At 73.6% G+C, this 21,934-nt stretch carries 17 protein-coding genes and 1 pseudogene; 6 read left to right on the top strand and 12 right to left on the bottom strand.

Annotation, left to right across the window (positions count from 1 at the left end):
* The first annotated feature begins 19 nt into the window (after window positions 1-19).
* Both AB0Q99_RS03635 and AB0Q99_RS03640 read left to right on the top strand, forming a co-directional pair.
* The gene (locus AB0Q99_RS03635; protein ID WP_363568036.1) at window positions 20-1,369 is read left to right on the top strand and encodes a right-handed parallel beta-helix repeat-containing protein; all 1,350 of its coding nucleotides are present in this window, start codon (window positions 20-22) and stop codon (window positions 1,367-1,369) included.
* Window positions 1,370-1,744: 375 nt separating this feature from the next.
* Window positions 1,745-3,049, top strand: coding sequence for an MFS transporter (locus tag AB0Q99_RS03640; protein ID WP_363568038.1), 1,305 nt, complete (start codon window positions 1,745-1,747; stop codon window positions 3,047-3,049).
* Window positions 3,050-3,101: 52 nt separating this feature from the next.
* Here the strand turns inward: AB0Q99_RS03640 and AB0Q99_RS03645 are convergent, their stop codons facing one another.
* A complete protein-coding gene (locus AB0Q99_RS03645; RefSeq protein WP_363568221.1) occupies window positions 3,102-5,093 on the bottom strand; it encodes a heavy metal translocating P-type ATPase in 1,992 nt (663 codons plus the stop codon).
* Between the two features lie 114 nt (window positions 5,094-5,207).
* Here AB0Q99_RS03645 and AB0Q99_RS03650 point away from each other — a divergent pair, with 114 nt between their 5' ends.
* A complete protein-coding gene (locus tag AB0Q99_RS03650) occupies window positions 5,208-5,573 on the top strand; it encodes a metalloregulator ArsR/SmtB family transcription factor (protein ID WP_363568040.1) in 366 nt (121 codons plus the stop codon).
* Window positions 5,574-6,489: 916 nt separating this feature from the next.
* Here AB0Q99_RS03650 and AB0Q99_RS03655 read toward each other — a convergent pair.
* From AB0Q99_RS03655 to rpe, 3 genes are all read right to left on the bottom strand, one after another.
* Complete coding sequence (locus AB0Q99_RS03655) at window positions 6,490-8,544, bottom strand: transglycosylase domain-containing protein (RefSeq protein WP_363568041.1); 2,055 nt, start codon at window positions 8,542-8,544, stop codon at window positions 6,490-6,492.
* Between the two features lie 112 nt (window positions 8,545-8,656).
* Window positions 8,657-9,616 carry a pirin family protein gene (locus AB0Q99_RS03660; protein ID WP_363568043.1) on the bottom strand — a complete coding sequence of 320 codons (960 nt, stop codon included), beginning with the start codon at window positions 9,614-9,616 and terminating at the stop codon, window positions 8,657-8,659.
* Between the two features lie 175 nt (window positions 9,617-9,791).
* Window positions 9,792-10,475, bottom strand: a complete 684-nt coding sequence (gene rpe, locus AB0Q99_RS03665) for a ribulose-phosphate 3-epimerase (RefSeq protein ID WP_363568045.1) — start codon at window positions 10,473-10,475, stop codon at window positions 9,792-9,794.
* 282 nt (window positions 10,476-10,757) lie between these two features.
* On the opposite strand from rpe, the gene AB0Q99_RS03670 reads away from it, so the two are divergent.
* Window positions 10,758-11,609, top strand: a complete 852-nt coding sequence (locus tag AB0Q99_RS03670) for a hypothetical protein (protein ID WP_363568046.1) — start codon at window positions 10,758-10,760, stop codon at window positions 11,607-11,609.
* A 46-nt stretch (window positions 11,610-11,655) separates the two neighbouring features.
* Here AB0Q99_RS03670 and AB0Q99_RS03675 read toward each other — a convergent pair whose 3' ends face one another.
* From AB0Q99_RS03675 to AB0Q99_RS03700, 6 genes and pseudogenes are all read right to left on the bottom strand, one after another.
* A complete protein-coding gene (locus tag AB0Q99_RS03675) occupies window positions 11,656-12,315 on the bottom strand; it encodes a C39 family peptidase (RefSeq protein ID WP_363568048.1) in 660 nt (219 codons plus the stop codon).
* Between the two features lie 155 nt (window positions 12,316-12,470).
* A complete protein-coding gene (locus AB0Q99_RS03680; RefSeq protein WP_363568223.1) occupies window positions 12,471-13,100 on the bottom strand; it encodes a DUF4188 domain-containing protein in 630 nt (209 codons plus the stop codon).
* Between the two features lie 183 nt (window positions 13,101-13,283).
* Window positions 13,284-13,910, bottom strand: coding sequence for a TetR/AcrR family transcriptional regulator (locus AB0Q99_RS03685; protein ID WP_363568050.1), 627 nt, complete (start codon window positions 13,908-13,910; stop codon window positions 13,284-13,286).
* Window positions 13,911-14,001: 91 nt separating this feature from the next.
* Window positions 14,002-14,988 carry an aldo/keto reductase gene (locus AB0Q99_RS03690; protein WP_363568225.1) on the bottom strand — a complete coding sequence of 329 codons (987 nt, stop codon included), beginning with the start codon at window positions 14,986-14,988 and terminating at the stop codon, window positions 14,002-14,004.
* A 198-nt stretch (window positions 14,989-15,186) separates the two neighbouring features.
* Window positions 15,187-15,735: pseudogene (locus tag AB0Q99_RS03695) on the bottom strand (ABC transporter permease); the annotation flags it as partial.
* Window positions 15,736-15,904: 169 nt separating this feature from the next.
* The gene (locus AB0Q99_RS03700) at window positions 15,905-17,338 is read right to left on the bottom strand and encodes a pyridoxal-phosphate dependent enzyme (RefSeq protein WP_363568051.1); all 1,434 of its coding nucleotides are present in this window, start codon (window positions 17,336-17,338) and stop codon (window positions 15,905-15,907) included.
* A gap of 232 nt (window positions 17,339-17,570) precedes the next feature.
* On the opposite strand from AB0Q99_RS03700, the gene AB0Q99_RS03705 reads away from it, so the two are divergent.
* Together AB0Q99_RS03705 and AB0Q99_RS03710 are read left to right on the top strand one after the other, a co-directional pair.
* Window positions 17,571-18,713, top strand: coding sequence for a serine hydrolase domain-containing protein (locus AB0Q99_RS03705; protein ID WP_363568052.1), 1,143 nt, complete (start codon window positions 17,571-17,573; stop codon window positions 18,711-18,713).
* Window positions 18,710-19,267: a hypothetical protein gene (locus tag AB0Q99_RS03710; RefSeq protein WP_363568054.1), complete on the top strand. Its 558-nt coding sequence runs from the start codon at window positions 18,710-18,712 to the stop codon at window positions 19,265-19,267. The genes AB0Q99_RS03705 and AB0Q99_RS03710 overlap by 4 nt, the downstream gene beginning before the upstream one ends.
* A 139-nt stretch (window positions 19,268-19,406) precedes the next feature.
* Here AB0Q99_RS03710 and AB0Q99_RS03715 read toward each other — a convergent pair whose 3' ends face one another.
* Both AB0Q99_RS03715 and AB0Q99_RS03720 read right to left on the bottom strand, forming a co-directional pair.
* Window positions 19,407-20,828 (bottom strand): alpha/beta fold hydrolase, encoded by a 1,422-nt coding sequence (locus AB0Q99_RS03715; RefSeq protein ID WP_363568056.1) that lies wholly within the window; start codon window positions 20,826-20,828, stop codon window positions 19,407-19,409.
* A gap of 246 nt (window positions 20,829-21,074) precedes the next feature.
* Entirely contained in the window at window positions 21,075-21,884 is an 810-nt protein-coding gene (locus AB0Q99_RS03720) for an alpha/beta hydrolase (RefSeq protein WP_363568058.1), read from the bottom strand.
* Window positions 21,885-21,934 lie beyond the last annotated feature (50 nt).

Here is a 21,934-nt window from a genome sequence, read left to right on the forward strand (position 1 = left end):
ACGCCTCATGCAACTCTTGATGGCACGTCAATTCGTTTCCACCACACTACGGGCACGGGGATCGGCGATCCGGAACGTCGTCCCCGCCCTGCTCACCGCCGCCATGCTCGTCATCTCCGGCTGTTCGTCCGGCGGTTCGCCCTCGTCCGACGCGAAACACCCGGACGGCACGGTCGTTCGAGTCCCACAGGACTTCCCGACCATCCAGCAGGCCGTGAACGTGGCCCGCGCGGGCGACACCGTGCTGGTCGACCCGGGCACCTACCGGGAGAGCGTCCGGATCGACAAGCCCCGGATCGTGCTGCGCGGCACCGACCGCAACACCGTGGTCCTCGACGGCGGCGTGCGCCTCGTCAACGGCGTCACCGTCACCGGCGCGGGCTCCGTGGTCGAGAACCTCACCGTCCACGGCTACCTGGCCAACGGCGTCCTGTTCACCGGCGTCACCGACGAGAAGCTGCAGCAGCACGGCGCCGGCGGCTCCGCATACGACCCCCTGGACACCGCCCGCTTCCCCGTCGTCCAGGGCTTCCGCGCGACCAGCGTGACCGCCTACGACAACGGCCTGTACGGCATCTACGCCTTCGACGCGCGCGGCGGCGTCATCGAGGACTCGTACGCCTCCGGGCAGGCGGACTCCGGCATCTACGTCGGCCAGTGCAAGCCCTGCGACACCCTGGTGCGCGGCAACATCGTCGAACGCAACGCCGTGGGCATCGAACTCACCAACGCCTCCGACGGGTTGACGATCGTCGGCAACCGCGTGACCGGCAACCGGGTCGGCGTCACCGTCAACTCCAACGACCTGGAGGCCCTCGCTCCGCAACACGGCGCCGTGATCGTGGGCAACGCCGTCACCGACAACAACGCCGCCGACACCCCCGAACAGGCCGACGGCGGCTACGGCATCGGGATCGGCATCGGCGGCGGCACGGCCAACCAGGTGCAGCGCAACCTCGTCCGGGGCAACCGCGCCGTCGGCATCGTCATCACCGACCCGCCCGGCCACCCGGCGAGCGGCAACCGCGTCGAGGGCAACCGCGTCACCGGCAACGGCACCGATCTCGCCATGGCCTCCGTCGACCCGGACAACTGCTTCAGCGGCAACCAGCCCGCCGTCCAGAGCCCGGAGAACCTGGAGACCGCGGCCGGCTGCGGCACCCGGGGCCGGGGCCCGGTGCCCGCCGGCCGCACCACGCCGGTCCAGGCGCCGCCCGGCATCCCCTTCAGCCAGGTCCCGGCGCCGCCCGCCCAGCCGTCCCTGCCCGACCCGACCGCCCCCGCCCGCCCGGCCACCGACCTCCCGGGCCCGGTCGACCCCGCCGCCTACCCGCTCCCGGAGTCCCCCGACGCCGTGCCGAAGCGCTGACGACCGCCGCCGCCGTCCCCGAACACTGACAACCACCGCTGCCGTCCTCACCACTGACGGCCGCCCCCTCCGAGCGCACAGGACGGGCGGGCCCGCGACCTCCCGGACGTCTCCGGGCCCGCCCGGTTCGTATCGCTTCGCGCCGCCGCCGAAGGCCACCCGACGCCGCGGATCGACCACGCCCGTCCAAGGCCGCCTCCGGGGCCCGCCGACCGGAAACGCCGTCAAGAGTTCGCAAACCCGCAAGACAGTCCGGACACCCCGGGAGGACCCCGACTTCCGTGCTGTCACGCCCAGTTCGGGATACCCCGGACAGTTCGGAATCCGCTCGAACGTTCCCACGCCGTTCCTCCGCGGACATGACATACTGCCTCGGTGACCGCAGCAGACCTGGCCGAGAAGCCACCCGGAAGCCGTCCGCAGCTGGGCCGGAAATTCACCTTGCTGTGGTCCGCTTCGGCGATCTCCTCGGTCGGCGACGGCATGCGGGACTCGGCCCTGCCACTGCTCGCGGTGGCGGTCTCGGACTCGCCCAGCGCGGTCTCGGTGGTCTCGGTCGCCGCGTCGCTGCCCTTCCTGGTCATGTCGCTGTACGGCGGCGTGCTCGCCGACCGGGCCGACCGGCGCCGGCTGATGTGGACCATCGACGCGCTGCGGGCCGCCGTCGTGCTGGGCTTCGCCTGCTGGGTCTTCCTGGCCGGCCCGCCACTGCTCGCGCTCGCCGCACTGGCCTTCCTGCTCGGCTGCGGCGAGACGGTCTTCTCCAACGCCGCCACCTCGGCCGTCCCGGAGCTGGTCCGCCCCGACCAACTCGACGCCGCCAACGGCCGGATGCAGGCCAACATGCTCGTCGGCGGGAACCTGATCGGCCCGCTGCTCGGTTCGGCCCTGTTCGCCGTGGCCGCCGCCGCCCCCTTCACGGTGGACGGCGTCTCCTTCGCGCTCGCCGCCCTCCTGGTCGCCGCGACCGGCCGCTCCACCACGGCCCGCGCCCAGGCCGGCCGCCCGGTGCTCACCGAGATCCGCGAGGGCGTCACCTGGCTGTTCCGCCACCGCGAGGTGCGGATGCTCGCCGTGCTCTCCACCCTCGGCGCGCTGGCCTGCTTCATGGGCACCACCATGATGGTCCTGATGGTCACCAGGGTCGTGCACGCCCCCGCCGCCTCCTACGGCATCGTCCTGGCCGCCGGCGCGATCGGCGGCACCGCCGCGAGCACCCTGGCCGGTCGGCTCAGCCGACTGCTCGGCCGCGGCACCCGGATCGCCCTCGCCTTCCTGCTGATGGGCGTCTCGCTGATCCTGATGGCGTTCAGCACCTCGGTGGTCGAGATCGCCGCCCTGTACGGCGTGATCGGCTTCGGCATCGTGACCTGGAACATCCAGGCGATCTCGCTGCGCCAGCAGGCCGTGCCGAAGGAACTGCTCGGCCGGGTCAACAGCTGTTACCTGCTGCTGAGCCGACTCGGCATCATGACCGGCGCCGCCCTGAGCGGCTGGATCGCCTCCGTCACCGGCATCCGGATCCCGCTCGTCGTGGGCGGCGTCCTGCTGCTCGTCCTGCTGGTCGCCGTGCTGTTCCTGCTCCCGCGGATGACCGCGATGGAGCAGGCCCCGGCCCGGGACCACGAACCGGCCGCCGCCCCGGACGCCGCTACTGCCGCCTCCGCCGAAACCGAGTAACCGAAGCGGCGACCCCGGCACCAAGCCGGCCCTCCGGACCCGAGCCGACGGCTCAGCTCCCGCCCTGCGCCCGGGCCCTGACCCAGGCCGCCTCGCGCAGCAGCCGCAGCCCGTTGAGGCCGACGATGACCGTCGAGCCCTCGTGACCGAGCACCCCGAGCGGCAGCGGCAGGGCGGCCACCAAGTCCCAGACCACCAGGACCGAGATGAACACCGAGGCGATCACCAGGTTCTGCACGACGAGGGACCGCGCCCGTCGGGAGAGCGCCACCACGGCCGGGACGGTGGCGAGTTCGTCGCGGACCACGACCGCGTCGGCGGTTTCCAGGGCCAGGTCGGAGCCGGCCCGCCCCATCGCGACGCCGGTGTGCGCGGCGGCCAGCGCGGGCGCGTCGTTGACACCGTCGCCGACCACCAGCACCTTCCGTCCGGCGGCCTCCTGCTCCCGCACGGCGGCGACCTTCTCCCTCGGCAGCAGCCCGGCGCGGACCTCGGCGATGCCGACCTCGGCGGCCACCCGGGCGGCGGCGCGCGGGTTGTCCCCGGTGAGCAGCACCGGCGCGCGGCCGGTGAGCCGGGTCAGGGCGGCGACGGTGGCGGCGGCGTCCGGGCGCAGCCGGTCGGCGAGGCCGAGCACGCCGACCGGGACGCCGTCCACCTCGACCAGGGCGGCGGTGCGCCCGGCCTGCTCCAGTGCGGCGGCCAGTTCGGCCGCTTCGGTCGAGGCGGCGTCCGTCCGGCCGTTGACCAGCCGCGCGGGCGCGCCGACCGCGACCACCCGGCCGCCGACGGTGGCGGTGACGCCGGCCCCGGGTACGGAGGCGAAGTCCTCGGCGGCGGCCGGGGTGAGCCCCCGGGCGCGGGCGGCGTCCACGACGGCGCGGCCGAGCGGGTGTTCGCTGGCGTGCTCGGCGGCGGCCGCGAGCGCGAGCAGCCCGTCGGCTGAGAGGCCCGAGCCGCTCAACGGGTGGATCTCGCTGACCCGGGGCGTCCCCTCGGTCAGCGTGCCGGTCTTGTCCAGGGCGACGGCGTCCGCCTGTCCGAGGCGCTCCATCACCACGGCGGACTTCACCAGCACGCCGTGCCGTCCGGCGTTGGCGATCGCGGAGAGCAGCGGCGGCATGGTGGCCAGGACGACGGCGCACGGCGAGGCGACGATCATGAAGGTCATCGCCCGCAGCAGCGAGCCGGTGAAGGCCGCGCCGAGGGCGAGCGGCACGGCGAAGACGGCGAGGGTCGCGGCCACCATGCCGATCGAGTAGCGCTGTTCGACCTTCTCGATGAACAGCTGGGTCGGCGCCTTGGTCTCGGAGGCCTCCTCGACCATCACGACGATCCGGGCGATCACCGAGTCCGAGGCGTCCCGGTCCACCGTGACGCGCAGCGCGCCGGTCCCGTTGAGGGTGCCGGCGAACACCTCGTCGCCGGTCTCCTTGGCCACGGGCAGCGGCTCACCGGTGATGGTGGCCTGGTCGACCTCGCTGACGCCGTCCAGCACCCGCCCGTCGGCGCCGATCCGCTCCCCCGGCCGGACCAGCACGGTGTCGCCGACGGCCAGTTCCCCGGTCGGCACGGTCTCCTCCCGGCCGTCGGGCAGCAGCCGGGTCGCGGTGGCCGGGGCGAGGTCGAGCAGCCCGCGCACCGAGTCGGCGGTCCGGGCGGTGGCGAGCGCCTCCAGGGCGCCGGAGGTGGCGAAGATGACGATCAGCAGCGCGCCGTCCATGACCTGCCCGACGGCGGCGGCGCCGAGCGCGGCGACGATCATCAGCAGGTCGACGTCGAGGGTCTTCTCGCGCAGCGCCCCCAGCCCCGCCCAGGCGGGCTCCCAGCCGCCGGTGGCGTACGCCAGCGCGTACAGCGGGCCCCAGGCCCAGGCGGGGGCGCCGGTCAGCTGGAGCGGCAGCGCGATCAGGAACAGCACCGTCGCGGCGGCGGCCCAGCGGGCCTCGGGCAGCGCGAGCACCCGGGTGCGCCGCCGGGGCGCGGTGTCCGGACGCGGGGCGGCCGGGGGCGCGGGGCGCTCGGTCAGGGTGGAGGAGGACATGGCGGCGAGGACCTTCGGCGACAGGACGGGAACGGGGACGGGCAGCACCAACAACCCATCCACCATACATGAACATATGAACGCTCCTTCATGCATGAGTTGTACTATTGCCGCATGGGTCATGGAGCCGCCCCCGCCACCGCCGTCCCGCACACGCGCCTGGACGCCGTCAGCGCTGCCCGGGTGGCCACCACCCTCCAGGCCCTGGCCACCCCCTCCCGCCTGCTGATCCTGTCCCGCCTCCGCGAAGGCCCCTGCGCCGCCACCGAACTCGCCACCGAGGTCGGCCTCGAACAGTCCGCCTGTTCGCATCAGTTGCGACTGCTCCGCAACCTCGGCCTGGTGGTCGGACAGCGCCAGGGCCGCTCGGTCGTCTACGCGCTCTACGACAACCACGTCGCCGCGCTCCTCGACCAGGCCGTCTACCACATCGAGCACCTGCGCCTCGGGCTCAGCGACGCGCCGGACCTCGCGGAGTAGCACCCCAGGCCCGCCTCACTGCCACGGCCGCGCACCGGACACCGGGCCGCCGCCGCGGACCCCGCCGGCGCGCCGTCACTCCGTCTCGAACCGCACGAGGTGGGCGACCTCGCGCCCCTGCGCGTCCAGGCAGGGGTGGATGCCGCCACCCTCACCGTTGTCCAGCAGCGCGATGACGGTCGCGCCGGTCCCTTCGTCCGCCAGGACGTGCCATCCGGCCCCGAACGCGCCGGGGTCGGACTCCTCGGCCGGCCGCAGGGCGTCGGGCCGGTACCGTCCGCAGGCGTCTCGAAGACCGGCAGGAGACCGCGGTCCCGGCCGAGCGCCGCACGACGCCGGATCTCCCGCCCGGCCAGCCGCATCAGCCCGCCCACCAGGGCATCGTCACCGTCCTGCGAACCGCTCGGGCAGACCACGCCACAGTGCGTCAGCACACCGACGCCCGAGTACTCGCCGAGCGCCACCGGCGGTGCTTCGCCGAACCACAGCAACGGCCCGAGCGCCATCGGCGCCGTGTCCGGAACCGCGTCCATCACCGCGCACACGCGGTGCCCACCCGGAGGCACCTCCAGGCAGTCCGCCTCACCCGAGGTGGGATCGCAGACGCTCGCGACGCCCGAGGGCACCGCCAGCCGACCCAGGTGGTGAATCCTCCAGGGATCCCGTCGCTCACCCGACGGCCGCTCACCCGTCAGGTGCTCACCCGCCAGGTGATCGAACAAGGCCTCGACGAACTGCATCCGCGTCTCCCCCTCTCCACCGGGGCGCCATTCCCCACCGGACCACCAGACCACCGGACCACCGGACCACCGGACCACCGGACCGCCGGCAGAACGCCCCGCTCCAGGCCGCCAGCCTCGCAGCAGCCGCCGACAACGGGGCGCCCCCGGGGGCGCCCGTGCGGGACGTGTGCCCGCTACGGCAGCTGGACCGAGGGGAAGGTGCCCGCCGGGGTGCCGTCGAGGGCGCCGTCCATGGCGTCGCGCCAGATCGGGCCGGCCAGGGTGCCGCCGAAAGCCTGGTCGATCACCTTGCCGCCGATCCGCTGGCCGTCCAGCGGCTTCGGGTTGTCGGTGTCGCTGACGACCGTGGCGCCGGCCATCTCGGGGGTGTAGCCGACGAACCAGACCTGCCGGCTCTCGTTGGTGGTGCCGGTCTTGCCCGCGCTGTCCCGGCCGGTGAGGCCGGCCATCTTGCCGGTGCCGTCGTCCACCACGCCCTTGAGCATCGCGGTGACGGTGTCCGCCGTGTCCGTGGACATCACGGCGGAGCAGTTCGCCTGCGGCACCGCCACCTGCTTGCCGTCCGGGCCGGTCACCGAGGTGATGGCGGTCGGCGCGCAGTAGGTGCCGTGGGCCGCGAAGGCCGCGTAGACGCCCGCCATCGTCAGCGGGGTCAGGTCGTTGCTGCCGAGCGTCATCGACGGCACCACCTGGAGCTTCTCGCCGCCCGCCTGCTGCGTGATGCCGAGCTTGTTGGTCATCTGGGCGACGTTGCAGAGCCCGGTGTCGGCCTCCAGCTTCGCGAAGTAGGTGTTGACCGACTGCGCCATCGCCGTCTTCATGTCGAACTGGCCGGTCAGCGTCGTGCTGTCGTTGTGCACCTGCCCGGCCGACGGGAACTTCCCGCCCGCGCAGTCCTTCATCGCCGGCCACGGGATGCTGTAGTCGGTGGTGTAGCTCTGGCTCGGCGTGAGCCCGCTCTCCAGGGCCGCCGCCGCGACGATCGGCTTGAACGTCGAGCCGGTCGGGAAGCCCAGGCCGCCGCCCATGGCCTTGGGGACGTTGTAGTCGATCTGCGTCTGGTGCTGCTTGGAGTCGACCCCGTACGGACGGCTCTGGCCCATCGCGAGGATCTTGCCGGTGCCCGGCTCGACGATGCTCATCGCGGTCGCCGCCTGATCGCCGGCGTTCACGTGGTCGGTCACCGAGGAGTAGAGCGCCGCCTGCGCCTTGGGGTCGAGCGTGGTGCGGATCTGCAGCCCGCCGCGCTTCCACACCGCCTGCCGCTCGGCCGCCGTCTTCCCGAAGGCCGGGTCGGTGAGCACCACTTGGCGCACGTAGTCGCAGAAGAAGCCCTCACCCTGCTTGGCCAGGATGCAACCCTGCTGCGGCGCCTGGACGTCGAGCCCCAGTGGGGTCGCGATCGCCTGCTGGGCCTGCTCCTTGGTGATGTGCCCGTACTCGGCCATCTTGCGCAGCACGGTGTCCCGCCGCTCCTTGGCCGCGGTCGGGTTGACCGTCGGGTCGTAGCCGCTCGGCGACTGCACCAGACCGGCCAGCATCGCGGCCTGCGGCAGGGTGAGGTCCTTGGCGTGCACACCGAAGTAGCGGTGCGCGGCCGCCTCGATGCCGTAGGCCTTCTCCCCGAAGAAGGTGATGTTCAGGTAGTTGGTGAGGATCTGGTCCTTGCCCAGGGTCTCCTCGACCTTGATCGCGTACTTCAGCTCCTGGATCTTGCGGCCGATCGTCTGCCGCTGCGCCTCCGCGACCTTCTGCGGGTCGTCGCCCGCCTCGTCGACGAAGACGTTCTTCACGTACTGCTGGGTCAGCGTGGACGCGCCCTGCGCGGTGGTGCCCGAGGACGCGTTCTTGTCGACGGCGCGCAGCACCCCCTTGAGGTCGATCGCGCCGTGCTCGTAGAAGCGGTTGTCCTCCACGTCCACCAACGCGGTCTTCACCAGCGGGGATATCTGGTCCCCCGGCACCACGGTGCGGTCGCGGTCGTACACGGTGGCGATCGTGCCGCCCTGCGCGTCGAGGATCGTCGAGGCCTGCGACAGCGCCGGCGTCTTGAAGTCGTCCGGCAGGTTCTGGAAGTCGTCCGCCGCCGACCGGGCCCCCAACCCGACCGCCGCCACCGCCGGCAGCGCGATCCCCGCCGCCACGGCACCGGCGACCACACTGATCCCGATCAACCGCACCCCGTGCCCGAACTTCCGCATACCCGCCCCCGACGCCTGCTCTGCCATGCGCCGGACCATACGTGCACGTCATGAGGATCGCCTGAGGGATCCGGCCCCCGCCTGTCACAGCTCTGCGACAACAGGCCCCCAGCCGCGAGCCCCGCACCACCCGACCCCCTCAGCGCTCCCGCCCCCGGGCTTTCAGCGGGACGGCGGGGAGCTCCGGGGCCGGCAGGCGGTCGCCGGCGTAGCCGTGGACCTCGCCGAAGCGGTCGCCGGTCATCCAGTCGGTGCGGGCCCGGGCGATGTCCTCGGTGGAGCGGCCGATGAAGTTCCACCACATGACGATCTCCTCGTCGAAGGGTTCGCCGCCGAGGAGGAGGACGGCGGCGTCGGTGCGGGCGTGGAGGGGGAGGTGCGGGCGGCCGCAGCCGAGGTAGAGCATGGAGCCCGGTTCGACGGGGACGCCGTCGACGTCGACGCGGCCGGACATGGCGAGGACGGCGTACTCGAAGTCGGGGAGGAGGGGGAGCCGGAGGTCCGCGCCCTCGGTGAGGGCGAGGTCGGCGCCGACGAGGGGGGTGTGGGTGGTGCCGGGTGAGGTGGCGGTGTCGAGGGTGCCGAGGATGACGGTGCCGCGCAGGCCGGGGGCGGTGACGACGGGCAGGTCGGGGTGGTGTTCGAAGGTGGGCGCGGCGTTCCGGTGGGCGTCCGGGAGGGCGACCCAGAGCTGGGCTCCGTGCAGGTAGCGGGCGTGCGGGCGCGGGGACTCCTCGGAGTGGGAGATCGCCCGGCCGGAGGTCATCAGGCCCAGTTCGTACGGCCGGACGGTCTGCAGGCTGCCGAGGCTGTCGCGGTGCAGCACCTCGCCCTGGTGGAGCCAGCTGACCGTCTGCAGGCCCATGTGCGGGTGCGGCGGGACCTGCATGCCGGGCTCGTCGGCGATGTCGTCGGGGCCGTAGTGGTCGACGAAGCACCACGCACCGACCATCCGGCGGCCGAGGTTGGGGAGCAGGCGGCGGACCACCGTGCTTCCACCGAGGGGAACTTGACGTGGCGTCAGCAGATCCTTGACCGGTCCGGAGCTGGCCTCGCGGCCGCAGGCGGTCGGGGCGGGCTTGAGGTCGAGGTTGCTCATCGCGGTTGCACCACCGTACGAGGAGGGCCGGGCGGAGAGGGGTCCGTCGTCACCGATCATTCATCACGGTCCGACGTTCCTCCACCCGCGCCCGGCCATCCGGCGTCCGGCCGTGAGCGGTCGGCGGAGTCGGCGATCAGTGGTCAGCGGCTGCCACGGCCACCGCCGCCCGGCCTCAGTGCCGGCAGGACCACCAGGCGTCCGCCGAGGTCCGGTCGGCGAGGTCCCGCAGGTTGCGCACCGCCTCCGCCGGATCCTCCGCCCCGTACACCGCGGAGCCGGCCACGAACACGTCCGCGCCCGCCTCGGCGCAGCGCTCGATGGTGCTCGCGGCGACGCCGCCGTCCACCTGCAGCCACAGCTCCAGGTCGTGCTTGGCGATCAGCTCCCGGGTGCGGCGGATCTTCGGCAGCATGATGTCCAGGAACGCCTGGCCGCCGAAGCCGGGCTCGACGGTCATGATGAGCACCATGTCGAGCTCGGGCAGCAGGTCCTCGTACGGCTCGATCGGCGTGCCCGGCTTGAGCGCCATCGACGCCCGGGCGCCCTTGGCGCGGATCTCGCGGGCGAGCCGGACGGGCGCGGCGGCGGCCTCGACGTGGAAGGTGACGGAGCCCGCGCCGGCCTCGACGTACTGGGGGGCCCAGCGGTCCGGGTCCTCGATCATCAGGTGGAGGTCGAGCGGGATGTCGGTGGCACGGGCGAGCGACTCGACCACCGGGACGCCCAGGGTCAGGTTGGGCACGAAGTGGTTGTCCATGACGTCCACGTGCAGCCAGTCGGAACCCCGGACGGCCTCGGCCTCGTCGGCGAGCCGGGCGAAGTCCGCGGACAGGATGCTGGGGTTGATCTGAGCCATGAACGACTACCTTCGCATGAGGGCTGGGCGGCACCCCGGGAACGGGCGCCGCGCCCATCATCTCGTGCCGTGCGACCGCCGACCGAACCCGAGACGCCCGCGTGACCGTCATCACACCCCGTCCGGGGTTACCGGGGCCGTCGCCGTGGTCATCAGCTCTCGAAGCGGTCCACGCACCCGCCGGAGCGGTCCCAGCCACGGGTCGCCACGGCGCCCGCCGGGCCGTCCCGACCGCCCGAGCTCCCGCTCCCACCGGGAGTTCCGTCCGAGGAAGGTCTCCCGATGGCCGATCTCGTCCACCCCGCCCGTGCGCTGTGGTGGCTCTTCGAGCCGGTGCACGCCGTCACCTACTTCCTGCCCGAGGGCCGCGCCGCCTTCGAGGAGGCCGGGCTGCACGGCCGGCTGCACGGCTACTTCGCGAACCGCTCGGCCCCGCTCGGCGCGGTGGACGCGGCGCCGGTGGTCGCCGCGTTCTTCAGCTTCTCCCCGGCGATGGTCGAGCGCGCGCTGCCCGAGGTGTGGTCGCACGCGAGCCCGGAGGAGGCGCTGGCCGCCCGGCTGAAGGGCTCGGCGGCGACGCTGGCCCGGCTGCTGGAGCACGTGGACCGGGCGCAGGTCGAGCTGGTCGCTGAGACCCTGGAGCAGGCCGCGTCCCGGCTGGACTGCGCGGGCCGGGTGCTGGCCGCCGCGAACGCCGGGCTGCCCCGGCCGAGCGGTGTGTACGAGCGGCTCTGGCAGGCCGCCACCGTGATGCGTGAGCACCGCGGGGACGGCCACGTGGCCGCGCTGGTGGCGGCCGGGCTGGACGGCTGCGAGGCGCTGGTGGTCCGCTGCGCGATGGACATGCGGCGCGAGGCGCTGCAGCCGCTGCGCGGGTGGACGGACGCCGAGTGGGAGGCGGCCGCGGAGCGCCTGGTCGAGCGCGGCTGGCTGACCACCGGGGGCGCGATCACCGAGCTCGGCCGGATCCGCCACCAGGCTCTGGAGGCCGCCACGGACCTGGCCGCCACCCGGGTGTGGGAGGACTATCCGCGGGCCGAACTCGACCGGCTGGCAGCGGCGTTGAAGCCGATCTCGGCGCTGTGTCGCAGCGAGCTGCCGATCAACCCGGTGGGGCTGCCGGACCATCGGTAGCAGCGGCACCGCGGCTCGCGGTACTCTGCGCCACGCGCCACGCGCGCTACGGCCTGCGGCGCTCGGGCGGACCGAGCACCACGCCCCGCCCCGCGTAGAACGCCCCGAACGACCGCCACGGCACGCGCGCGAAGGCCTGCGACTCCCCCGGGAAACCGGACGGGTTGTGGATCAGCAGCGCCGTGTCCGTGGCGCCCACCGCCAGCACCAGGTGACCGCCGCGCCGCACCGGCTCCGGCCCGCCCGGCTCCCGGATCGACGGGTGCACCGACACCATCACCAGCCGCCCGCCGACGACCTCCGCCGACACTTCCTCGGGCGTCAACTCCCTTGCCTGCGCCGCCAGTCCCCACCGCCGCCGGACGTACTCGGCGAACGGCGCGTGGATCAGCCCGCGCAGGCTCTCACCGTCCCGCACGTACGCACCGGCCGCCACGCACTCGCCCGCGAGCGCCATCGCCGTCGGCGTCACGCCCCACCAGTGCTCCAGCGCCATCCGCAGGCAGGCCACCCCGCAGAGCCGCCACGACCACCACGCGTACTCCTCCGGCCCTGCCGCCCCGGACTGCCCCCAGCGCGGGTCGGCGTCCGCGCCCAACCGCCCGTCGACGATCTCCCGCACCAGCTCCGGGGACTCCCACTGCGCCCGGTACGGCACCTCGTGCACCACCCGCGCCGGCCGCGCGGCGCTGCCCTGATCCACCATCCCCCGACGCTCTCACGCCGGGCGGCCGGCCCACTCACGACACTCCCTGAGTACCCGCACTCAGGCGGCCCACCTGCGGCTTTCCGTAGCGTGATCCGGCCGACGGCCCGGCCGACGGGACCCGCCCCACCTCCGGAGGCCTCCCCCACCGTCGGCTACGCGCCGGCCGCACCGTCCCTGACCGCACCGTCCCTGACGGCAGCGTCCCCGACCCGCTTCCCGGCGCCGCTGGAGTCCCCCGCCCCGCCGGTCCCGCTCGACCGGTGGGCCAGCCGCTGCGCCGCGTGGCGTCCGCGCTCCTCTACCGGGAGCACACCGGTGGCACCGGCCAGGCCGAACGGCGGCATGTCGAAGTAGATCGACTCGTAGCCACCCTCCGGCACGATGTACGTCTCGTGCCAGAGCCCGACGTGCCCGCGGGCCTTGCCTTCCCGCAGCTTGCGGTTGGCGATGCCCCACACGGTGTGGTGGAAGCCGTCCGGCGCGCTCGCGTAGCCGTACAGCTTCTCCTTCGACTCCCAGTACTGGACGACGTAGTAGGTGCGCGGCGAGGCGGTGAGCAGGATCCGCCCGAGCAGGCCACGCCCGGAACCGCCTTCGGAGCCGCGTCCGGGACCACGTCCGGAACCGCGGCGCAGCTCGTACAGCATCCGGAACATCGCGAACATCACCGGGCCCCAGTGGTGCACGGCCCAGAACCGGTTGATCCGCATGCCGATGAGCAGGACCACGGTGTCGCCGCTGGCGGCGGCGGTGGTGTAGCCCGGCAGCGGCTTGGCGAACATCGAGCGGACGAACGTGCTTCCCGTCGCACCGGTGGAACCCGTGGAACCCGTGGAACCCGTCGTCATCGTGGCCTCCCCGCGCCTGACCGCGGGTACCACCGCACCGGCACCCGCCTCCCATGTAAGCGGTGATTACATCAGCGCGCGATGACCCGGTCAAGGCTCGTCACAACCACAATTCGACTACCGCACAGGCTGGTTGGCGATCCCCTGACCGAAGGTGTCGAGCACCTGTGCGGCCACCTGCTCCGCCTTCTCGGCCGGCAGGTACCCGTCCACGATCATCTGCGCCAGCCCGTACACCAACGCCTGCCCGGCCAACCCGACCAGCGCCGGATCCCCGGGGCGCAGCCGGCCCGCCTCCTGGTCCGCGACGATCAGATCCGTGAACGCCCGGTCGATCCCGTCCAGTCGGTCCCGCAGCTCGGGCTCCCGCGAGGCCGCGAACACCCGCGAGCGCACCAGCTCGAACCGCCGCGGATGACGCACCGCGTACCGGACGAACCCCAGGCCGATCGCCCGCATCACCGACCCACCGTCCGGTCCGGCATCCGGCCCGGCGGCCGCGACCTGCGCCTCCTGCCACCGCACGAAGTCCGCCAGCACCCGGTCCGCCAACGCGGTCAACAGCGCCTGCCGATCGGCGAAGTGCCGGAACGGCGCGCCCGCCGACACCCCCGCCCGCCGCGCCACCTCCCGGACACTCACCTTCTCCTGCCCCTGCTCGTCCAACACCTCGAACGCCGCCGCCACCAACGCCTCCGGCAACGCCCCGTGGTGGTACGCCTCCCGACCCCTCGTCTCCCTCATGCCTGCCTTGCTACCACAGCCGGCCGGCACCCTCCCCCGTCGTCCGGCACCGACGCCGATGGCCGATGCCGGACGACGGGGGCCGGGCGGGCTACCAGGCGTAGTCCTCCGGGGCGGGCTGGTGGCCCGGGAAGAGTTCGTCGAGGCGGTCGAGGGTCTTCTGGTCGAGCCGGAGGTCGAGGGCGGCGAGGGCGGCGTCGAGGTGGGCCGGGGTGCGGGGGCCGATGATCGGGGCGGTGACGGCGGGGCGGGAGAGCAGCCAGGCGAGGGCGAGGTCCGCGGGATCGGTGCCGAGTTCGTCGGCGAAGTCCTCGTAGGCCTGGATGCGGTCGCGGTGCTTGTCGAGGAGTTCGCTCGCGTAGCCCAGGGCGCTGCGGCCGCGGGTGCCCTCGCGCTCCTTGCGCAGGACGCCGCCGAGCAGGCCGCTGCGCAGCGGGGACCACGGGAGGAGCCCGAGGCCGTAGTGCTGGAGGGCGGGGACGACCTCCAGTTCGATCGCGCGGTCGAGCAGGTTGTAGAGGGACTGCTCGCTGACCAGGCCGAGGAAGTGGCGGGAGCGGGCGGCCTCCTGGGCCTGGGCGATGTGCCAGCCGGCGAAGTTGCTGGAGCCCACGTAGACGATCTTGCCCTGGGCGACCAGGACCTCCATCGCCTGCCAGATCTCCTCCCAGGGCGTGGCCCGGTCGATGTGGTGCATCTGGTAGAGGTCGATGTGGTCGGTCCGCAGTCGGCGCAGGCTGGCCTCGACCGCCCTGCGGATGGCGAGCGCGGAGAGCTTGCCGTCGTTGGGCCAGTCGCTCATGTCGGCGTAGGCCTTGGTGGCGAGCACGGTGCGCTCGCGGCGGCCGCCGCCCTGGGCGAACCAGCGGCCGATGATCTCCTCGGTGCGGCCCTTGAGGTTGCCCTCGCTGTCGCGGCCGTAGGAGTTGGCGGTGTCGAAGAAGTTGATGCCGCGTTCGTGGGCGGTGTCCATGAGGCGGTGGGCCTCGGCCTCTTCGGTGTGCGGGCCGAAGTTCATGGTGCCGAGGCAGAGGCGGGAGACGGTCAGGCCGGTGCGGCCGAGGTGGGTGTACTCCATGGCGCCCCACCCAAGACCACACCGGCCCTGCTGTCCAGCACATTCGGCGGGCGTGGCGGAGCCCCCTGGCCAGCGTCCGTGCGTGGCGAACTTCCTTACGGCGAGCGGCATGCAGAGCGCCAACAGCCCGGCACTCCAGAGCGGCGCGACGAGCGTGGCGTGTTGCATCGGCCAGGCGGATCCGGGTGCCGAGGGGTTGCCGAAGAGCTCTCGGCAGGCCTGGACGACGGCACTGATCGGGTTCCAGTCGGCGACGAAGCGCAGCCAGCCGGGCATGCCGAGGGTCGGCACGTAGGCGTTGGTCACCATCGCCACCGGGAAGACCACGACGGAGAGTTGACCGGCCGCCTCCTCCTTGCCGACGGCCAGGCCGAGCAGCGTGCCGACCCAGGTCACCACGAACCGGAAGAGCAGCAGCAAGGCGAACGCCCCGGCCGCCTCGGCGAGTCCGTGCCGGGCGCGCCATCCGGCGGCGAGCCCGACCAGGGCCAGCAGCGCCAGGACGACCACGCTGACCAGCAGGTCGGCGAGGGTCTGCCCGAGCAGCAGTCCGGTGCGGGAGACCGGCATGGAGCGCAGCCGGTCGGTCACCCCGCGCCCGACGTCGCGGGCGGCGCCGACCATGGTGGGCATGATGCCGTTCGTGGCGACCATGGCGAACAGCCCGGGCATCAGGAACTCCCGGCAGTCGCCCCCGCCCGGCACCTGCACAGCGCTGCCGAAGACGTAGCCGAAGACCACCACCATGACCACCGGGACACCCAGAGAGGCGGCCAACAGGCCAGGCGAGTGGCGGTAGTTGAGCGTGCGTTCGCCACCGCCGGGCCGCCCGCCGACCCGGACCAGGTCTTCGACCGCGGCCTGGACCGGGTGGTCTCCGCCATCCTGGCCCCTACGGAGGCCGACTGACTTGACGTCAGCTTTCGAAGGTCTCCTGCGGCAGCACCCCGGCCACCCGTCCGTCCACCAGCACCAGGACGGCCGGGGGGTTGCCCCCGCCCGTCGACGCCGCCTCCGCACCCGCCGCGGCCCGCGCCGCCTGCCCCGCGAGCACCGCCCGCACCTCGGCCGCCGACTGCCCGACGCCCACCGCCGGCAGCGCCGGACCGACCAGCGCGCCCAGCGGATCGCCCGGCTTGGCGCTGCCGTCCGCGAGCGCCGCCGCCAGCACCGCCAGCGACACCGAGCCGACCACCTCCGTCGCGCTCACCCCGAACGGGCGCGCCGCCCGCGCCAGCGCCACCGGGGCCACGCCGCCCGGCGCGGCCCGCAGCACCTCCACCGCCGCACCGAGGGTCGCGTCGGCGGGAACCGCCACCAATGGGCCCGCGGCCTCCAGCGCGGCCCGGACCGCCGTCTCCCCCGGCTCCTCCAGGAAGCCCCACTCCCGCATCCAGGCGTCGCTGTGCACCTTGGACAGGTACGAGCGCCCCGAGTCCGGCAGCAGCACGACCACCCGATCCTCCGGGCCCAGCCGCCGCGCCACCCGCAGCGCCGCCGCCACCGCCGTGCCCGAGGACGGGCCGGCCAGGATGCCCTCCTCCCGCGCGAGCCGGCGTGCCGTCAGCAGCGACTCGCGGTCCGGGATCCGCTCGAAGGAGTCGACCACCTCCGAGCGGTAGGCCTGCGGCCAGCGGTCCTCGACCGTCTCGGGGTGGAGGAAGTGCCCGATGCTCTCGACGAACCACGGGCTGCCGTCCCCGCCCCCGTACGAGGAGGACTCCGGGTCCGCGCCGATCACGGTGACCGCGCCACCGGACACCTGCTTCAGGTACCCGCCGGTGCCGGTGACGGTCCCGCCGGTGCCGACGCCCGCGACGAAGTGGGTCACCCGGCCGCCGGTCTGCTCCCAGATCTCCGGACCGGTGGTCCGGACATGGGCGTCCGGATTGGCCAGGTTGTCGTACTGGTTGGCGAGCCAGGCCCCGGGGATCTCCGCGGTGAGCCGCCGGACCACGTTGAACAGGTGCCGCGGATCCTCCTGCGCCACGGCGGTCGTGGCGAGCACCACCTCCGCGCCGTAGGCCCGCAGGATGTCCGACTTCTCGGGCGCCGACCGGTCCGACACCCCGGCGATCACCCGGTACCCGCGCTGCCGCCCGACGATGGCCAGGCCGATGCCGGTGTTGCCGGAGGTCGCCTCGATGATCGTCCCGCCCGGCTTCAGCAGACCGTCCCGCTCGGCGGCCAGGACCATCGACAGCGCGGCGCGGTCCTTGACGCTGCCGCCGATGCTGAGGAACTCGGCCTTGGCGTAGATCGGCGCGCCGACGCCCGCGCCGATCCGGGCGAGACGGAACAGCGGCGTCCCACCGATCGCGTCGAGGACGGATTCGTGGACTGCGGTCATGCTGGGCTCCTTCATCCGGTCGTCTGGGGCATTCGATCATCCGGGCCATCCGGATCGCCCAAATCGCCCGGAGCGCAGCCCGATCGCCCGATCGCCCGATCGCCCGATCGCCGCCGAGTCTGTCACACCCGCCCCACCAGCCCCGGCCTGGCGGAATCCGCTCGTCTCGGCCGCCGGGCTCCCGTAGCGTGGTCCGGTCGTTGATCTTGAGGGCAGAACGGGACTCCACACCATGCAGCAGTACCAGGGCTGGGCCGACGAACGCTTCGGCGCCGTCGCGGACGCCTTCGCGCGCAACTTCGCCGAGTTCCCCGAACTGGGCGCCGCCGTCACGGTGTTCTCCGGCGGCCGCAAGGTGGTCGAGCTGTGGGGCGGCACGGCGGACGAGTGCACCGGCCGGGCCTGGACGCAGGACACGGTGGTGCCGGTGTTCTCCTGCGCCAAGGGCCCGGTGAGCATCTCCGCGCACCTGCTCGCCCAGCAGGGCCGGCTCGACCTGGACGCCCCGATCGCCCGCTACTGGCCCGAGTTCGCGCGGCACGGCAAGCAGGAGATCACCACCCGGATGATCCTCGGCCACCGCGCCGGCCTCCCGGCCCTGGACGCGGTGCTCCCGTTCGAGGAGATCGCCGCCTGGGAGCCGGTGATCCGGGCGATCGAGGCGCAGGCGCCGCTCTGGGAGCCGGGCACGACCCACGAGTACCACGGCCATGTGTTCGGCTTCGCGGTCGGCGAGGTGATCCGCCGGATCACCGGTCTGACCCCGGGCGCGTTCCTGCGCAAGGAGCTCGCCGAGCCGCTCGGCCTGCCGGTCTGGATCGGCCTGCCGGAGAGCGAACTCCCGCTCCTGGCACGACTGGTGGAGGCGGAGGGCCGCCGCCCGATGCCCGGCCCGGAGCACCTGCTCAGCCGGATCGTGACGATGAACGGCGCGCTGGTCTTCCCCGGCCTGGACGCGCCGCACGGCTGGAACGACCCGGCCCTGCACGCGATCGAGCTGCCCGGCGCGGGCGCCGTCGCCTCCGCCACCGGGCTGGCCGGCCTGTACGCGGCGGCGGTCACCGGCTTGGACGGCGGGGAGCGGCTGCTCTCCGCCGAGACGGTCACCGGGGCGGTGCGCGAAGTCTCGTCCGGCACGGGCTTCCTGGGCTTCGACCTGGGCGCCCGCTGGGGCTCCGGCGTACTGGTCGACTCCCCCGACTTCCGTCGGCTGCTCGGCGGGCGGAGCTTCGGCAACGACGGCGCGGGCGGCCAGTTCGCCTTCGGTGACGACGAGTTCGGCATCGGGTTCGGCTACGTCGCCAACCGGATGATCGGCCACGGCGACGCCCGGGCGAACCGGCTGATCGACGCGGTGCGCGGGTGCCTGGGGTGACGGACTTCCTCGCGCTCCTCACCGGCCTGGCCACCACCGGCCGCCTCGGTGAACTGCGTTACGGCGCCTCGCTGCCCGAACTCGCCGCCCACTACGGCGATCCGTCGGACTGCGGGCGGATCCACCGCGACGACCGCTGGCCGCACGGCTTCGGCTGGGGCGACGTGCTGACGGTGTTCTGCCGCTGCCGTCAGCTCCATTCGCTGTCCTTGCCGGTCTGGCACGGCGAGCTCGAACTCCCGCAGCCGGGAGGCGAGTCGGTGACGCTCGACACCCGCGTCACCGAGACCGACCTGATGGCCGCGTTGACCGCCTCCGGCCACACCTGGCAGACGGTGACGTACGAGAACCTCCCGGACCAGAAGAACCTGGTCTTCTCCCCGGCCGAGGAGGTCCGGGTGGAGCTGGTTCTGACCAATCGGGAGGTCCACGACGAGCCGCCGTCGGCGGAGTTCGTGCTGTACAAGGCGATGCTGTGGGGCTTTGAGCACGTCGACTGCCCCGAGCCGGACCGCACCCGGCCCGACGACGGCTGGGGCGCGGGCGACCGCTGAGCCTCCGAACGACCGGAGTGTGACCACCGGCGGGAGTGCGACCACCGGCCGCACCGGAAAAGGCCGGGGAGCCGACGGCAGGCCGTTCCGTCCCCTGTGCGGAACGGACCGCCGCCGGCTCCCCGGCCGAACTCCCCTGCTACTTCAGCAGGAAGTCGTACACCGCCTGCCGCCCGACCGGGTTCGCCGCCCGGGTCTGCACCGAGTGCGCCGCCCCGGGGACGATCACGATCTGCGGGTCGTGCGCCAACGCCGCCTGCTGGTACAACCATTCGTTGGGCGTGGACAGGTCCCGGTCGCCGCCGAGCAGCAGCACCGGCACGTCCGGCAGCTTGCGGTGCGCCGGTGGCGTCGGCAGCACCTGCTCGCGCGGCCAGTCCAGGCAGACCAGCAGGCTGCCGAGCCCGGTCGCGGTCGCCGCGTCGTACGGCCAGGTCTGCTCGGCGGTCAGCCGCTGCCGGGTGCGCTCCAGCGCCGCCGCGCGCCCCCCGACCCGGGTGTCGGTGGTACCCCAGGGGAAGTGCGAGTCGGCACACACGGTGGCGGCGTGCAGTCCCTGGCTGAGCAGGTTCGCGGGGGCCGCGTCATCCTGGTGGACGGTGTCGATGAAGGCCTGGAGCTTGGCCGGCTGCCCGGCGGCGGCCTCGTGCAGCGCCTGCGCGACCCCGCCGTAGTTCGGGTCGGTGAACTCGTAGCTGGTGAGGGCGTCCAGGATCCGCGCCCCGTTGCCGTACTGCCGGACGACCGCGGCGAGGTCGGCGGCCGGATCGGTGCCACAGTTGGTGGCCTGGCAGGCGGCCCGCAGAACGCGGGCGCTGGCGGGCAGCGCGGCCAGGTCGAGGGGGTCGTAACCCTGTTGCGGCACCACCGAGTCGAGCACCAGCCGGGCCACGTGCGCCGGGTGGGCGAGGGCGTAGCGCTCGGCGACGAAGGTGCCGTACGAGACGCCGTCCAGGGTGAGCCGCCGGTCGCCGAGGGCGCGGCGCAGCAGGTCGATGTCGGCGACGGTGTCCGCGGTGCCGTAGTAGCGGGCGTTCGGGCCGAGGGCGGCGGCGCAGTCGGCGATGGACTGCTTGCGGGGTACGGCGAGGTCGGAGGAGCCCATGTCCTCCTGCAGGCCCGGGCATTGGAGCGCGCCGCCGCCGGTGCCGCGCTGGTCGTACATGACCAGGCGGTAGTCCTTGAGGACCGGCTCCATCGTGCTCGCGATCCGCTTCAGCAGCGGGACGCCGGGCTGGCCGGGGCCACCGGTGAGGAAGAGCAGGTCGCCCTTGGGGGCCTGGGTGTTCCCGGCGACGGCCACGGCGAGGTCGAGGCGGCCGGGCTCGGCGCCGCTGTGGTCGAGCGGGACGGTGAGGGTCCCGCAGGTGAACTCGGGCGCGTTCGGGCAGGGCGCCTGCCCGGTGATCCCACCGCCGGGGCCTGCCCGGTCGGCCGAGGCCGCGACCCCGGCCTCGGCGACGGGGCTGCCGGCGGCGGCGGCGGGGGTGGCCAGGGTGGTGCCGGCGACCACCGCGACGGCACCCAGCAGGGCGGCGAAACGGCCGCGCGTGCTCGTCATGTTCGTCCTTCCGCTCGCACCGCGTCCGTGCTGACGCGGTCACGGAAGTAGCCTGCGCCCCAGGTGACTTCGATGGCGAGCACGGACACCGGGATTCGTCCAGGATCGAATCCCCGTCGCCCGGAAGGCGGACGAACCCGCCCCGATCGGTCGTGGCCCCGGCGGCCGGGCGGTGGTTCGGCCCCGGTGCGCCGCGGCGCGGTCCGTCACGCCGGCACGCGGTCCGTCACACCGACCCGCCGTACGTCACACCAGCACGCGCGGGAGGACCACCCGCACCCAGTCCTCCGGCCGCGACAGGTGCGGGGCGTGACCGCCGCCCGCGTACAGGTGCCGCTCCGCCTTCGGCAGGGCGAGGTCGATGAGGTCCAGCACCTCACCGAACATCGGCGCACTGTCGTCGCTCTGCGTGAGCAGCGCCGGGTCGGTGTACCGGGCCAGCCCGGCCAGGTCGAGATCGAGGGCGTCCGGGTCGCGCAGCTCGTCCAGGTAGGTGGGCGCGTTGCGGATGTAGGTGTGGCGGATCGGCGCGGGCAGCTGCTCCCACGCGCCCGGCCCGAAGGCGAGGCTGTCCACGTAGAGTTCGGCGGCCGCGGCCGATTCGGCCTGCTCCAGCAGCCCCCGGACGGCGGCGATCCGGTCGGCGAAGGCCGTGCCGATCGGGCGCAGGTCGGGGTCGGCGAGCAGGATGCCGGTGCCGGGCGGCTCGTGCACGGCGATCCCCCGGAGCAGGTCGGGCCGGGCGGCGGCGAGCCGGAGGGTGACCAGCGCGCCGTAGGAGTCGCCGTAGACGAAGGCCGGGGCGAGGCCGAGCCCCCGGATCAGCCCGGCGAGGTCGGCCGCGTCCTCGTACACCGAACCCTGGGTGAGCGGGTCCTCGCTGCGGCTGTGCCCCCGACGGTCGTAGGCGACGACGGTGGCGGACTCCGCCAGGCCCGGCACCACCCGCGCCCAGGAGTCCGCGTCGCTCCACGAGCCGTGCACCAGGACGACGCCGGGGCCCTCGCCGCGGGTCTCGTAGTGCAGCGCCACCCCGTTCACCCTGATCTCGGCCATCACGAGCCTCCCGATCTCTGCGGTGCTCCCCCACCAGCCTGACACAACCG

It is taken from the genome of Kitasatospora sp. NPDC086791, assembly GCF_040685975.1.
GTDB lineage: Bacteria > Actinomycetota > Actinomycetes > Streptomycetales > Streptomycetaceae > Kitasatospora.